The following is a 14,828-nucleotide window of genomic DNA, read 5'->3' on the forward strand; positions in this document are numbered from 1 at the left end:
AAATGTCTTGTTTCTCAGAGATTGTCGGGGCGTGGTGAGCCTCAGGCAGCTCCTCGAGGTTCCACAGGAGAAGCCCTATGTCCGGTATGACAATGAAAACGGCGCGACAACTGGCGGTCCGCCTGGCCCAAAACCAGCTGGAGATTGAAGAGACTCTGCAGCTGCGTTACAACATCTTTAACGTAGAGTTGCAGGAGGGCCTGCCCGAATCGCACGCAACCCAAAAGGACCGGGATCGCTTTGATCTCTATTGCGATCACCTGATCGTTGTCGATCGGGCGCGCGAGAATCAAATTGTTGGAACCTACCGTCTGCTCAGGCGCTCGGTTGCGGCGGCGCACGAGGGCTTCTATAGCCAGACCGAATTTGATATTTCCGGAATTTACGACCTGGATGGCGAGGTTGCGGAGATCGGCCGCAGCTGTGTGCACCCGGAGTATCGCGATGGCTCGGTCATCACCCACCTCTGGATGGGACTGGCCGCCTATATGCGCGAATTTAACGTTCGCTATCTTTGTGGATGCGGCTCGGTGCACAGCCAGGATCCAGCCGATGCCAATCGAATTTACGCCTTCCTGCGCGAGAAAGGCGCCCTTTCCGGAGATGTCGGTTTCTTTGCAAAGCCGCTTCCGGCATACCAGATCGCCGGCTTTGATCCAGAGCATCGCATTGAAGATCTCAAAGCAATCTCCAAGCAGATTCCGCCGCTGATTAAAGGATACATCCGCGCTGGTTCCTTTATCAATGGATACCCAGCCTATGATCATGTCTTTGGCACCACGGATTTCTTTGTGATCTTCGACCGGACTGAAATCGATAATCGCTACGGACGCCACTACATGAACAACGATTCGATTCGCATCAGCTGAGCGCTCGATCTAATTCGTTGAAATGATTTGACCGACGCCCGGCCTGCAACGCTGCTTTCCTGCATGCAGGAACAGAGACGCAGCGCCGCAGGCGGCGGTAGCGGATACAGGCCGAAAGCCCGCTGGCTGCTCCCGCCCCTGATATTTCTTCTGCTGGCCGGCCTGCCGCAGTGCAAAGAGGCCGCAAGGCCCTACGCGGGCGGTTTTTGCAGCGTCGGCAGCGAGGAACTCAACGATGCGATGGATGCCTGGCGTGATGACTTTCGCCGAATACAGGGCGCGATCGACGGACCGCAGAACCCGCAGCATGAGGGGCGCGGCAATGGCGTCGCCCCTGGCGCGTTGCTGGATGGCGTTTGTGAGATGGCGGCGATGAGCCGCCCGCTGAGCGACAGTGAAATCGATTCCTTTGTACGCCGGGAGGGAAGCGCTCCAGTTTCCCTGCCCGTTGCCATTGAGGCTCTGGCCATCATTGTTCCCGCAAAATCGCCGTTGCACGCCGTCTCACGCCAACAATTGCAACAACTCTATGGCGAGGGGCCGCACATTCTCTCCCAGGTCTTTCCTGAACTCAGCGCCAATGCCGAATGGGCCGAACGCGATCTTTCCCTGCACGGCTTGAATACGGCCTCCGATCGCTACCGCTGGTTCAAGGAAGCTTTGCAATTGCAAAACATATCGGATCGTGTCCGCGAAGAGTCCGGTCCGCTCACGCTGGCTGACGCCGTTGCGCGCTCCAGGCATGGTTTTGGCTACGCGCGGCCGGCGGAGCTTGGCGACGGGTTGCGGATGCTCGCGCTCACTACCGACAACGGCGCCATCATGCCGGATACGGCAAGCATCCAATCTGGACGCTATCCGCTACGGCGCTATTTTTACATTGTGCTTCCGCCGTCCGCTGCTCGCGCCCCATCGGCTGCAACGCAGCAGTTCTTGCGCTATGTCCTGGGAGCAGGACAGGAGCGCCTGGCGCCGCTGGGCCTCTATGCCCTGGCCGGTTCGGAACTTGCGCAGGCCCAGCAGCGATTGAATGACTACTTGCGCGCCACGACGCACGCAATCGGCGCCGGTTCTACACCGACCGCTCTGCCCGCCTCGCCTTGAGCGCTGCCGGCATTTCAGAAGCGAACGATTTGCTCACTTAGAGCAGGTTCCAAAACCCCGTCCGCGGGGTTTTGGAACAAACGGAACGGTTTTCAAAATTCACTGCATTGCCTGCGTCAATGGCGAATTCCTCGGAGAATTCGCATGAATTTATTAACCGTTCCTCACATTCGCTTTGCGAATGGCGCGACCTCCTGTCGCGCAGAGCCGGGCCTAGCGCCGGCTCCTGGCACGAGCGCTCTGCATTTCGGCGGATGATCCGTCGGCATTCTGGGCCGCCGCCCAGGCGCCGCGCAATGGTATTTGCAAATAGCGCTGTCCGTTGCCCGCAGCCCTCGGCAGACGACCGGCTCGCAAATTCACCTGCAAAGAGGGTAAGAGCAAACGCGGCGCCGCCTTGCCGCGATCGCGTTCATTGCGCCGGGCGATGTACTCGCTGCGTTCAACGCCGTCGGCCAGCAGCAGATTGGTCCGCCGCTGCTCGGCGACTGTGCTCTGCCAGGCTGGGGCCTGGCCTGCCGGCGGGTAATCGTGACCGGTGAAAATGCGCGTCGTGTCGGGAAGCGCCAGGATCCGCGTGCGAATGGAATCATAGAGCGATCCGGCATCGCCGCCTGGGAAATCGGTTCGGGCCGTGCCCACGTAGGGCATAAAGATTGTGTCGCCGACGAAAACTGCATCCTCAATGCGGTAGCTTACACAGGCCGGCGTATGACCGGGAGTGTGCAGCGCTTCGACTTCGAGACTGCCAATCTGAAAGCGTTCGCCGTCCGCAAAGAGATGATCGAACTGACTGCCGTCCAGTGGCGTTTCATCCTCCGCCCGAAACAACGGAACCCAGTAGTGCAATACCTCTCGAATGTGTTCGCCAATACCAATCTTGCCTCCAATCTGTTCTTTGATATACCACGCTGCGCTGAGATGATCGGCGTGAACATGCGTTTCCAGTATCCATTCTACGCGCAATTTGCGACGACGAACATACTCAATCAGCATGTCTGCGAAACGCGTAGTGATGACAGCGCTGGCGGCTTCAAATTCCAGGACGGAGTCTATGATTGCTGCGCGTCCCTGGTCGTCGGAAACGACATAGCAAGCTGTCGCCGTATCCTCTTCAAAAAACGTTTGTATGTGCATAGTCGTCTCCTTCTGACTCACGAAAAGAGATGCGGCGCGATAAATTCGGCAAAGGCCATAGCGAGCGCGGTCAATAGCGTGAAGACGCCAAAGCCGCGGCGCAAGGCATCGGCCGGCGCGCGCGAGCCCAGGCGAACGCCGATCCAGATGCCAATTACGGTGCTGCAAACCAGAACGCCCAGGAAGCTCCACTGGATCCCAGCGCTGCGCTGAATTTCTCCGCCAAAACCCAGCAAGGAACTGAGCGCAATGATCAAGAGCGAGGTGCCAACCGCCTGACGAATTTCGAGGCGCGCCAGGCGCGTAAGTACTGGGACAATCAGAAAGCCGCCGCCGGCGCCAATCATTCCGGTAAAAGCGCCAATCAGCAATCCTTCAGCGCCAAGCACGCCATAGCACAGACCAGTGCAGAGACGCCCTTCGCGCATTGCCAGGCGCCGCGAGAGCATCGCCGTCGCTGCCAGAAGCATGACCAGAATAAAGGCGCCCAGAAGCAGCGATCGCTTGCTGATCTGCCAGCCGCCGATGTTCAGCAACTCCGGGATCGCCGGCGTCAGATAGGCGCGCGCCAGATAGACGGCAAGAATTGAGGGCGCAGCAAAGGCCAGTCCTCGACGTAAATCTACCAGCCCCTGCCGATAGTAGCGAATGGCGCCGGCCAGCGCTCCGGCGCCGGCCACAGCCAACGAATAACCCATTGCATCCTCGGCAGGCAAGGCGAAGACGTAAACCAACAGCGGCGTGGCCAGGATCGAACCGCCGCCGCCCAGCATGCCCAGAGCAATGCCGACGCCGGTAGACAGAGCGAAGCCAAGCATCGACCAGGCGTTGAAGAATAGCACTGGCTCAGCAGACAATGAAGGCCTCCATTTTCCCGCAGCGTCTCATTGGCAGTAGATGGCGTACAGCGCCTGGATGACGCGGGTAGCGCGCTCGTCGGCCAGAGCGTAAAAAACCGACTGTCCCTTGCGGCGAGCCGCCACCAGGCCCTGGGCGCGCAAGCGGGCAAGATGTTGCGAAAGCGCAGACTGTGACAGCCCCGTCGATTCCTCCAGTTGACCCACGCTGCGTTCCGTGCCGATCAACTGGCAGAGGGCCAGCAAGCGCCCCTCGTGCGCCATCGACTTCAAAAGCTCCGCCGCCTGAGCGGCGTTGCGCTGCAATCGCTCGGCGCGGTTTCTGGAAACGACAGCCATATTATCATATTAGAATATTCTAATTAGCTGGCAAGCACAAAGGCGGCTCAAGGTTTCCCGGAGAGCCAAATTGACACAATCTGCATTCCGGAAGCGCTTGCCTCAGGGGCCGGCCTCCTTCTGGCTCTGCCTTGCGATGCATCAGATCTATATCGACGAACTCAAACAGCTGGTGGCGGACATGGCGGCGCGCGCCCTGGAGGTCTACGATCTGGCGCTGGACGCGCTCGAAAGCCGACGGCCGGAAGACGTGAGCGCCGTCCTGCAACTGGACAAGCAGGTCGATGCGCTGGAGATGCGCATTGATGAGAAATGCGTCGAAATACTTGGCGTACGCGAACCCTTCGCCCAGCAGTTTCGCTATGTATTCAGCGCGATCCGCATGGCCAATGAATTGGAGCGGGTGGGCGACGAGTCGCGCACGGTAGCCCGCTGGGCTCTCAAATTGAAAGGCGCCGCCAGCGAGGAACTGCGCACTCTGTCGAAGCGGGCTCGCGAGGCGCTGGAACTTGCTGTCTACGCCATCAATCGCGCCGATTCGGCCGCCGCCGAACGGGTGATGCAGCTGGAATTCGAGGTCGACGAGCTGGAGGACCACATCATCGAATCGCAGCCGCCGCTGGCCGACGCCTTCATTGCCAAGGCCATGGAGCGCATTGGCGATCTGGCCACAAACCTGGCCGAGGCCGAACTATTTTTTGTGCACGCCTCCGACGTTCGCCACGGTAATTTCTGATCAGCCCCAGGCGCTTCAGGGCGCCGGCTGCTCTTCTTCCTGACGTGCACGAATAGCGACCTGCCCGACGACCTCGACCTGAACGTCGCCAGGCACTTCTTCGTGAGCCAGCACCGTAAAATTGCGCGATGGCAGAAGACGCTCCAGTATGTAAAAGATTCCGGCGCGGATGGCGCGACTGCTGAGGAAAACCGGATGACGCCCCTCGCTTTGCGCCGCACGGAATTGCTCAATGAGCGCCTCGCGTAACGCCACCTGGAAATCTGGACGCAACGCCATCACAAATCCCTCTTCTGGATCGCGGTGAATGCCCTCGCGCAGGCGGCGATCAATCTGCGGATCGATGGTAATACAACGCAACTTCTTCTCAGCATCCAGGTATTCGGCCACGATTTGCCGGCGCAAGGTCTGACGCACGGTCTCCGTTAGCAGATAGGGATCCATCTGCGTGCGTTCCGCGTGATTGGAAACCGCTTCCAGGATGCGCACCATGTTACGAATACTGACGTTCTCCTTGAGCAGATTCTGCAGCACGGTCTGGATGACGCCCAGCGGGATCTTCTTCTCATTGAGCGCTTCATCCACCACCACGGCGTTGTCTTCGCGAACGCTGTCGATGATGCTGCGCACTTCCTGGCGACCCATGATTTCGGAACTGTTGCTCTGGATTACATTAGAAAGATGGGTAGCGATTACTGTCGCCGGATCAACAACATCGTAGCCGCCGCTCTCCGCTTCGCCCTTGCGGTCCGGCGTCACCCAGGCGGCATTCAGACCGTAGGTAGGCTCGCGGAATACTGTCACGCCATCAAGCGCCTGGCTGACGCGCCCGGTATCAATGGCCAGCAGACGGTCCGGCTCCAATTTGGATGAGGCTATAACGCTACCCTGTAGCTTGATCGCGTATTCTCCAGGCTCCAGATGCATGTTATCGCGAATGCGCACCGGCGGCACGATCAAGCCGGTTTCCATGGCAAAACGCTTGCGCAATCGGGAAATCTGATCCAGCAGCGTACCGCCGGCCTTAGGATCGACGAGCGGAATCAAATTATAGCCAATTTCAACTTCCAGCGGTTCGGTGCGCAGGTGCTGCAGGTATGATTCTGGCTTGCGTTCTTCGCCCTTTTCCGACTCGCGCGCCTTTTCTTCCTGCGCCACCGTGCGCAGGCTTCGCTCAATGCGGACGCCCATGTAGATGATCAGAGCGCCGATGCCGGCAAGCGCAAAGAAAGGAAAGCCAGGTATCAAACTGGCAACGATCATCAATCCGCCGACGGTATAGAGCAAGCGGGGGTTGGACAGCAATTGTTTGCGGATACTGGCCGGCAATGCCTCCTCATCCACCGAACGCGAAACGATAATACCGCTGGCCGTTGAGATCAACAGCGATGGAATCGTCGCCGCCAGACCGTCGCCAATCGTGAAGCGCGTGTACGTAATCAGCGCGCCGGCAAAATCTTCGCCGCGGATGCTCATACCGACAATCAATCCGCCAATGATATTGATGGCGATGATCACCAATCCCAGGCGCACATCGCCCTGCACGAATTTGCTGGCGCCATCCATGGCCCCATAGAAATTGCTTTCTTTCTGCAACAATTCACGACGGCGTCGCGCCTCCTGCTCGTTGATATATCCGGCAGCCAGATCAGAGTCGATGGCCAGCTGCTTGCCAGGCAAAGAATCCAAAGCGAAGCGAGCGGCCACTTCTGAAACGCGCGTGGCGCCCTTGGTAATGACCATGACCTGAACCAGGGTGAGAACCAGGAAGATGATGATTCCCACTACCAGGCCGCCGGTATCGCCGCCGCCGCCGACCACAAAGGTGCCAAAGACAGTGATCAGCTTGGAATCAGCGCCGGCGCCCTGCGACAATATCATCCTGGTAGTCGAAACGTTCACTGCCAGGCGGTAGACCGTGGTTACGAGCAACAAAGTCGGGAAGACCGTAAATTGTGCCGGGCTGGTCGAAGAAAGGGCCACCAGCAGTATCAAAATTCCGCTCAACAGTGATATCGCAATCAGGCCATCGAGCATAGAGCCCGGAAGCGGCACGATGATCAGCGTCAGAATAAAAATGACGCCCATTCCCAGCGTGATATCGCTGCTCTGTAGATATCTTCGAAGCGTTTCCAGCATGACTCCTTTCTCCGTCGCTTAGACTGCCGCTCCGCGCCGGAAGCGCTGCAGTCGCGCAAAAATTGCGCTTACCACCCGGAAGAGCGTTTCCGGTATTTCCCGGCCGATCTCCACGTCTTCATAGAGCACCCGGGCCAATCGCGGATTTTCCTCGATCGGCACTCCGTTTTCGCGAGCGATCGTGCGAATGATGAAGGCCAGATTGTCAGCCCCCTTGGCCACGACCGTTGGCGCCGAGTGCTTGGATGGATCAAATTGCAGCGCTACTGCAAAGTGCGTCGGGTTAGTGATGACAACGTCGGCAGCCGGCACTTCCTTCAGCATATCCCGCTGGCGTCGCAATTGATAGGCCCGTTCCCGTTGACGCTGGCGAATCATTGGGTCGCCCTCGTCTTCCTTGCGCTCGCGCTTGGCTTCGCTCACGGTCACGCGCAAGTTTTCCATGTACTCGAAGCGCTGGTAAAAGTAGTCCGGTATCGCCACGCCAAATAGGATCAGCGCAGTTACTATTAAGAGCTTGAATGCCGTCCAGGCAAATAAGGTCAGCGCTCTGGTCACGCCCATATCGCCGGACTTCAACAGGGGCAGAAAGTCATCCATTACGATGATATATCCGGCTACTGCAATCAGGACGACCTGCACCAGAATCTTTAGAAGGTTGTAAAGCGTTCGGCGCACCGGCAAGACGCGCTTGAAGTCCGGAATGATCCGTTCAGGATTGAAGGCCAGCGGCTGTGCTGTAAACAGGAAGCCAAACTGAGCGATATTTGCCGCAATGCCCATCACAAAAGCGGCAGCCATGACCGGCGCTACAATCAGCGCCGTGCGCCAGAAGATCTGCAATCCGAGACGGCGCAGTTCCTCCACGTTGAGCGTACTGAGCGCCGCGTAATCTTGATCCAGAAAAGAACGAAAGACGTGCAAGGATTGCCCAGTGATCCAGGCGCCGGAGACAAATAGCGCCGCCACCGTTCCCAGCAGAACGGAGGAAGATACCAGATCCTGACTGCGAGCGACATTGCCCTTTTCACGCTCTTCGCGCTTGCGCCGTTCGCTGGGAAGCTCGGTCCGGCCCTCGTCTTCTGCAGCAAATCGCTGCAGCTCAAAGCGCGGCAGCGCCTGCGGCTTCAGCTCAAAGACCGCGCTCAGGCGCGCCGAGGCCAGAGACCCGCTGCTGCATTGGCGGCGATACAGCCAGCGCAGCTTCAAGTTGCTGTCAGCAGCGCTCATTGCGCCGCCTGCCGCGGCCAGGCATGAAACATCTCGGCCATGTGATCATACATTGAATGAAACGAATCGGACATCATTGGCAGCAGCGCAGGCATCAATAGCGCCAGCGTCACCAGACCGACGCCAACATTGATCTGCACGCCCATGGCAATCAGGTTCATCTGCGGCGCTGCCCGGCCAAGCAAACCCAGCAGCAGCGACGTAATAAACAGTATGCCAATCAGCGGAATGCCTATCTTGACCGCCGTGAGAAACATCACGCCAAAAGACTGGTCCATGAAATTCAGTATGCCGCCAAGCGTGTTGGCGTTCAGATTGAGGTCCGGCGCCGCCTGGAAGGAATAGCCGAGCGCGCGAAGCATGTGCAACACGGCCGGCGCGTAGAGACCATCCATCGCAAAGGGCGCATAGAGAAAGAGCAACATGCCAATGGCGTTTTTCAATACGCCCAGCAGCGGCACCGAAATCTGCGATTGAGGGTCGAGCACCTCGGAAAAGGAGATGCCCATCTGCAGCGAAAAGATTTCTCCCAGAATTTGAAAGGAAGAGAAAATTGCCAGCACCATGAAGCCGATGATCAATCCCATGATCAATTGTGAACCGGCGGCAATGGCAAAGGCCCCCGCCGAGTCCGGCAAGGGCGGCAAGAAATTGACGGCGGCCGGATAGAGAATGACCCCCAGCAAGAAGCCGAGGGTAGCGCGCATGCGCATGCCAACCGATTCAGTGGCAAACACCGGGGCAATGGACATCAAGCCAAACGTACGCGCAAAGATCAGACCCAGCTGCTGCGCATTGTCGCTGAATCCCTCCATGCCTGTTGTCCTCGCCTCCGAATCAATGCTAGAAGCGAGCAATCAGTTCAAACATGCCCCGCGTATAGTCGGTCAGGGTATTGATCATCCAGGCGAAAAAGAATGCAATCGCCAAAAACACGGCCAGTAGCTTGGGGACGAAGGTAAGAGTTTGCTCCTGAATCGAGGTGGTGGTCTGTAAAATCGAAATCACCAGGCCAACCGCCATACTCAAGATCAGCACTGGCGACGAGACTTTCAGCGTAACCAGCAAACTCTGTTGCACAATTTGAATGACATCGCTCTCCAGCATCATCCGCCCCCATAGGATAGCACCAGATTGTAGGTAATCAGATGCCAGCCATCGACCAGGATAAACAATATAATCTTAAACGGCAGGGAGATCATTGCCGGCGGCAGCATGATCATGCCCATTGACATCAAGGTCGAGGCGACGACCAGGTCGATGACGACAAATGGGATGAAGATTACAATGCCAATGATAAAGGCCTTCTTTATTTCAGAAAGCATGAAGGCCGGAATCAATATGTACGAATCAATGTCTTCAACGCTGCGCACTTGTTCTGGCGGTTTTCCGGAAAGCTTCACCATCAAAGCAATTTCTCGAGCGCCATCCTTGCCAATTTGACGCACCATGAACTGGCGGAAGGGCTTGATGCCTTCGCCAAAGAAGTTCTGCGTGTTCAGCGCGCCGCGCGAATAAGGGTCGAGCGCCTTTTCGTTGAACTCGCGAAGGGTGGGCGCCATAATGAATGCGGTGATAAAAATGGCCAGGCCAAAAAGAACCTGATTGGGCGGCATGTTCTGCAATCCCAGCGCCCGCCGCACAAAGTCGAATACAATGATCACCTTGGTAAAGGCCGTCATCATCATGATCAGGGCCGGGGCCAGGCTGAGCAGCGTCAGCACCAGAATCAACACCAGCGAGAGCGAAGCCTCGCGGCCATCGCGAGCGGCGCGCAGGCCGTCAATCACCGGAATCTGCAGGTTAGCAGCTGCGGGCTGGGCCAGCAGCGAGCCGGCGCTAAAAAGCAGGGCCAGCAGCAGCCCGGCACAGGCCACAACCTTGAACCGCCGGAAGCGCAGCCTTGCACAAGGGGACATAATGCAGAGGCCTGGCGCCCTGCCGCTATTGTACAAGCTTTTTTCTGGCCCTCCGCGCGGCCGCGGCGAAGCGCCAGCGCGCAGGTCATGGCAAAGTCATCAGGCGCCGGGAAGAATCAGCACCTTGCCGGCGGACATATTGTTGCGGTACTGCTCGACTGCCTCCGGTCCGCGGCTCAAAGGAATGCGCGCCTGGATGGCAGTGCCAAGTTCCTGACCGATCAGCGATTGTGATTCCCGGGCGATCTTCTGCAGCCTCGAGGGCGAAACCTCGGACATCCAGGTGGAAAGCCAGAAGCCCTCAAGGCTCGAATTGCGAAAGATCAACATCCCCGGGTGAATGCGACAGTACTCGCCGGACAAAGCGCCATAAACGATGATCCGCGACCTGGGCGGCATGGATCGCGAAAGTTGTTCCGTGGCTTCGCCAGCAATTGCATCGTAAGCGACCGTAGCGCCCAGTTTGCGCGAAAGCGTCAGTAGCTCGCGCTCAAAGCGACTGTCACTGCTCAGCAGGATGTGCTCCGCGCCATCGCCTTTCAGGATTGCGGCCTGCTCCGGGCGACGAACAATATTGATCACCTGTAGACCGCGCCGGCGACCCAGCCGAAACAGCATTCGACCGAGAGCGCCGGCCGCTGCATTCTGAACAATAGCGCGGGCCTTGCGCTCGCTGGCCATGTCCAGCATCGCCCACGCCGTCAGGGGATTGACCAGCGCTGCAGCGCCGGCCTCATCGCTAACATTATTCAGCAGTGGAAAACAAAAGCGCTGGTCGATGGCGGCGTACTCCGCCCAGACCCCGTCGCCCTCGGCGCCTGCGGCGCAGGCCACGCGCTTCCCAACCAGGCGACTGCCGCGAAAACCGGCCCGGTGCGCCACCACCGTTCCAGCCGCTTCAAAGCCTGGAACGACCGGCAGCTTCTTCTTTATGCCGTACTTACCTTCCAGAAAGTGCAGGTCGGAGGGATTGATCGAGGCAGCGCTGATCTTGATCAACAGCTGACCGGGCTTCAGCGCTGGCAGTTTCTTTTGCAGCAGGTCCAGCCGCGGCTGTTCAGAGTATTCCTTGAGCTCGAGAGCCCGCATTTCGGCTGGCAAAGTAGACATGAGTCATTGGCCCGCTCGACGGCGTCAGCGAAAAGCTCAAAATGATAGGCGCCAGGCAGCGCTGGCCTCCACCCCGCGCACCACGCTGCGCTGTATCTCCGGCGCGGCATAAAAGCTGAAGCCGCCGTCAACAGCAGCGTCGCTGTGTTCGCCTATCGCTGCCGCCGCTCCGCCGCCGTGGAACAGGGCATCAAAGGCGCTCCACAGCCAAACAATAGAATAAACCCAGAGCGCATTGTGTTTGGCACGATGACCGATGAACACCTCCCGACATCCCGGGATCTCTCGATCACAATGTGGGCTCCCGCCGGGATAGGGGTGAGGCTGAAGGACGACCGGATATCCGATATAGTTCACAAGCGTAGTCCGCGAGATAGCGCCAATGCTCGTGACCGGCAACCCGTTTGCCAGATTGGCGAATAGAAATCGATCGCGCAAAGAACGCTCATAGTTGCCAAGACCGGAGTGCAGTGTAGACTGCGCCCACAGGTAACTGGCGATGGCCAGGGCTGCTGGAATTCCAAATCCTACGGCCGCCCCGCTTCGATCTTGAGAAGCCTGACCTAGTCCAGGAAATAGCAGAGAGAGTCCAAAGGCCCCGACATCAACGCCAGAGGAAGCGACAGCGGTCGGGCGCGAGGCGCCTTCCGGCGGCCGTTGTGCAGGAGCGCTGTTTTTTTGAAGGACAATCAAGAGACTGCCGGCGCCGCTGGAACGCATTGGCAGAATGACGCGCTGGTATCCCTGCAGCTCGACGCGCAGCACGCGCTCGATTCCGTCTGCCGGAAGCAGCAACGGCGTTTGCCCTGCAGGTCGCTCGTTGACAAAAACGCGGGCGCCCGAGGGGCTTGATTCTACGCGAACATTGCTTTCGGCGGCGGTAAAATCCGGGACCACCTGGCTGCTGGCGTCCGGCGCCGTCTGTGCGAAGGCAGAGCCCGTTGCCAGAAGAAATACTGCAATCGTGGTACGATGATTTACTATCATGGCATTTACTGTTTAGAATGTAGTACGAAAATTCAGCCAGGCCTCGGCGCTGCTACGTCCAGAAGCATCGCGCGCCGGCGCCAGGCCAAAATCAAAGCGGCCGCCAGGCGCTGCAGAAGGGTCGGATCCAGCTCCAATGGCCGCTTCCTGGTAGAACAAGGCATCGAGGGCCGACCAGATCCACAAAGCGGCATAGAGACCCAGACCCCATCGCCGATACTGGTAGCCGTCTTCTATAAAGCTGCAACCGGGCAGCGTGCGCCGACAGTTGGGACGGCCATTGTGTACTCCGCTGCCATTCAAAAGATAATCCTGGTACAATGTGAGATAGATTGTGCCGCTAAGCGAACTGCTGGTTGCAAAGGCCGCAGCGGTAGTGGTGGTGGTGGCAGCGTAGGCAGATTTGAAGCTGCGCTGCCCTTCGCGAAACATAAAGTCGCCGGCCAGAAAAGAGGCAAAACCCAGGGCGCCAGTCGTTCCAAAAGCGTAGGCAGCGCCGCTCCTGTCTTGCGAAGCTTGGCCAAGGCCCGGAAAAATCAAGGAAAGGCCAAAGGCCCGCCAATCGAGCCCGCCGGCGCGCACCGCCGGGGGCTGTGCTGCGCCTCCCGCTACGGCAGGCGGCGTTGCCGCTTCCTGCGGACGCAGAACGATCAGCATGGTGACGCCTCCGGTGGACCGCACCGGCGTCGTTACGTCGATGTAGCCCTCCTTTGCGACACGAATCACCCGTTCGATGCTATCGGCAGGCAGGATCATGGGCGTTTGTCCGGCAAGCCGCTCATTGATATATACACTGGCGCCTGGCGGATAGCTTTCGATCCGTATCTGCCCCTCTACCAATTCGCCGCTGATGCGCGGCTGCGCGCCTTCTGCGGCTGGCTGTGGCGCGGGGCCAGGTTGCGGTGAAGGCGAGGTTTCCTGAGCCGGGGGCGGCGCGGCCCCTCCCGGTTGATCATTCAGCGGCGCCTGGGCCAGAACAGTGGCGGCGAAAATCAAGACGATCAAGGCGGCAAAAAGCCGGATTTGAGTCATGTAATAGAAACAATCGGGCCCGCCGCTTTTTTGACAAGTTTTTCAATAGTTACAAAGCGCTCAGACCTCGCCGGCGGCGTAAATTTCAATGACCGCGCTGCGTCCCTTGACCTGAGCGGCGCCCAGGCTGTGCAGTCGCTGGCGCTGATCGGGTCGCAGTCGATCGGCCACTGCTTCGCTTACAATGATGCGTTGCTGAAACTCCTTGCACAAGCCTTCGAGGCGCGAGGCGACATTGACACTATCGCCAATGACAGTGAAATCCTTGCGTTCGCTGGCGCCGATTGCGCCCAGCAAGGCCTGCCCAAAATGAATTCCGATCCCGTTCTCCAGCGGCGCAGCGCCTCTTGCCATACGCTCCTGATTCAAGAGCGCAAGGATGCCGCGCATCTTCAGCGCCGCATCAAAGGCGGCCGCCGCTGGATCAGGAAGCGAGCGCACGCCGCCAAACACGGCCATGATTGCATCGCCAATGAACTTGTCGATCGAACCGCCCTCAGAAACGATACACTCCGTCATCCGGTCAAAGTATTCATTGAGCTCCGCCACAATCTGCTCCGGCGCCCGACCCTCGCTGAACGTCGAAAAGCCGCGCAGGTCGCAAAACAAAATGGCCAGTTCTTTGTTTTCGCCGATCAGACCGTGCTGCTCTTGAACGATGCGATCCTTGACTTCATCGGAAACAAATTGGCCAAAGAGGCGGCTGATGGCCGACTTTTCACGCTCCTCGCCAATCGCTCGCGTGATCAGCCGACGCGCCGTGACACTGATGTAACCGGTGATGGCGCCGGAAAAAACCATCATCAGTGACTTGAAGAATTGAATGGCCGGCGACTTGAGATCCTGCAATAGAAGGGCGTCGGCGCCTTGCAGCTTATCCAGCTCCGCGCGACCGATCCAGAAAAAAAAGAAAAACTGTATTCCGCACAGCAATCCAGTGAATAGGGAAAGTTTGGGTTCAAAGGTTAAGGCGCTGATAGCGATCATGAAAAAGTAGAGCAGCGTTGGCGGTCCGGTAAGAAAGGTGGCAGCGCCGCCGGGCAATAGCAGATGGCTCGCCAGAAAGAGAGCGCTGACAAAAAAAGTGAAAAGGCTCACCGTCAGCCACATCAACCATCCACGGATCTTGCTGCGGCGCGCCAGCAGGTGAACCAGCAGCGAATAAAGGCCGCCAGTCAGCGACCAGAGCGCCGGCGCCTCCAGACCTGGCGTTACCCCCGCTTTTGCCAGGGCGTAGAGCGCCGGAGCGCAAGAGAAGCCGACAAAGACTGCATAGAGCGAGCCGCGAGCGAGGACGCGATTGACTTCCTCGTCGATCAGTTCACGATCGAGTGTTGCGCTCTGCTTCATCCGCGCCCGACTTAGGATT

15 protein-coding genes are annotated in these 14,828 nt (G+C 58.4%); 3 read left to right on the plus strand and 12 right to left on the minus strand.

All coding sequences use genetic code 11. The features are described from left to right. The first annotated feature begins 77 nt into the window (after positions 1–77). Both K1X75_12335 and K1X75_12340 read left to right on the plus strand, forming a co-directional pair. Positions 78–869 (plus strand): GNAT family N-acetyltransferase, encoded by a 792-nt coding sequence (locus tag K1X75_12335; GenBank protein ID MBX7058845.1) that lies wholly within the window; start codon positions 78–80, stop codon positions 867–869. Positions 870–932: 63 nt separating this feature from the next. Then, positions 933–1,973 carry a substrate-binding domain-containing protein gene (locus tag K1X75_12340; GenBank protein ID MBX7058846.1) on the plus strand — a complete coding sequence of 347 codons (1,041 nt, stop codon included), beginning with the start codon at positions 933–935 and terminating at the stop codon, positions 1,971–1,973. Positions 1,974–2,186: 213 nt separating this feature from the next. On the opposite strand, the gene K1X75_12345 is transcribed toward K1X75_12340, so the two are convergent. From K1X75_12345 to K1X75_12355, 3 genes are read right to left on the minus strand one after another with little or no spacing between them, the layout of a single operon-like run. Continuing rightward, positions 2,187–3,110, minus strand: a complete 924-nt coding sequence (locus K1X75_12345) for an MBL fold metallo-hydrolase (GenBank protein MBX7058847.1) — start codon at positions 3,108–3,110, stop codon at positions 2,187–2,189. A 17-nt stretch (positions 3,111–3,127) separates the two neighbouring features. After that, positions 3,128–3,967 (minus strand): sulfite exporter TauE/SafE family protein, encoded by an 840-nt coding sequence (locus tag K1X75_12350; protein MBX7058848.1) that lies wholly within the window; start codon positions 3,965–3,967, stop codon positions 3,128–3,130. A gap of 27 nt (positions 3,968–3,994) precedes the next feature. Then, positions 3,995–4,306: a metalloregulator ArsR/SmtB family transcription factor gene (locus tag K1X75_12355; protein ID MBX7058849.1), complete on the minus strand. Its 312-nt coding sequence runs from the start codon at positions 4,304–4,306 to the stop codon at positions 3,995–3,997. A gap of 136 nt (positions 4,307–4,442) precedes the next feature. Here K1X75_12355 and K1X75_12360 point away from each other — a divergent pair, with 136 nt between their 5' ends. Next, complete coding sequence (locus K1X75_12360; protein ID MBX7058850.1) at positions 4,443–5,042, plus strand: hypothetical protein; 600 nt, start codon at positions 4,443–4,445, stop codon at positions 5,040–5,042. Between the two features lie 15 nt (positions 5,043–5,057). Here K1X75_12360 and K1X75_12365 read toward each other — a convergent pair whose 3' ends face one another. The 9 genes from K1X75_12365 to K1X75_12405 all read right to left on the minus strand — a co-directional run bounded on the left by K1X75_12365 (position 5,058) and on the right by K1X75_12405 (position 14,809). After that, complete coding sequence (locus K1X75_12365; GenBank protein ID MBX7058851.1) at positions 5,058–7,181, minus strand: flagellar biosynthesis protein FlhA; 2,124 nt, start codon at positions 7,179–7,181, stop codon at positions 5,058–5,060. A gap of 18 nt (positions 7,182–7,199) precedes the next feature. Next, on the minus strand, positions 7,200–8,411 hold the full coding sequence (locus K1X75_12370; GenBank protein ID MBX7058852.1) for an EscU/YscU/HrcU family type III secretion system export apparatus switch protein: 1,212 nt from the start codon (positions 8,409–8,411) through the stop codon (positions 7,200–7,202). Then, the gene (locus K1X75_12375) at positions 8,408–9,226 is read right to left on the minus strand and encodes a flagellar biosynthetic protein FliR (protein MBX7058853.1); all 819 of its coding nucleotides are present in this window, start codon (positions 9,224–9,226) and stop codon (positions 8,408–8,410) included. Before K1X75_12375 ends, K1X75_12370 begins: the two co-directional genes overlap by 4 nt. Positions 9,227–9,254: 28 nt before the next feature. Further along, complete coding sequence (gene fliQ / locus K1X75_12380; GenBank protein ID MBX7058854.1) at positions 9,255–9,518, minus strand: flagellar biosynthesis protein FliQ; 264 nt, start codon at positions 9,516–9,518, stop codon at positions 9,255–9,257. Beyond that, the gene (gene fliP / locus K1X75_12385) at positions 9,518–10,330 is read right to left on the minus strand and encodes a flagellar type III secretion system pore protein FliP (protein ID MBX7058855.1); all 813 of its coding nucleotides are present in this window, start codon (positions 10,328–10,330) and stop codon (positions 9,518–9,520) included. The genes fliQ and fliP overlap by 1 nt, the downstream gene beginning before the upstream one ends. A 99-nt stretch (positions 10,331–10,429) precedes the next feature. Further along, positions 10,430–11,419, minus strand: coding sequence for a zinc-binding dehydrogenase (locus tag K1X75_12390; GenBank protein MBX7058856.1), 990 nt, complete (start codon positions 11,417–11,419; stop codon positions 10,430–10,432). Between the two features lie 57 nt (positions 11,420–11,476). After that, complete coding sequence (locus K1X75_12395; protein MBX7058857.1) at positions 11,477–12,427, minus strand: PEGA domain-containing protein; 951 nt, start codon at positions 12,425–12,427, stop codon at positions 11,477–11,479. Between the two features lie 12 nt (positions 12,428–12,439). Further along, on the minus strand, positions 12,440–13,459 hold the full coding sequence (locus tag K1X75_12400) for a PEGA domain-containing protein (protein ID MBX7058858.1): 1,020 nt from the start codon (positions 13,457–13,459) through the stop codon (positions 12,440–12,442). Positions 13,460–13,519: 60 nt separating this feature from the next. Then, a complete protein-coding gene (locus K1X75_12405) occupies positions 13,520–14,809 on the minus strand; it encodes an adenylate/guanylate cyclase domain-containing protein (protein MBX7058859.1) in 1,290 nt (429 codons plus the stop codon). Positions 14,810–14,828 lie beyond the last annotated feature (19 nt).

It is taken from the genome of Leptospirales bacterium (genome assembly GCA_019694655.1).
GTDB lineage: Bacteria > Spirochaetota > Leptospiria > Leptospirales > Leptonemataceae > SSF53.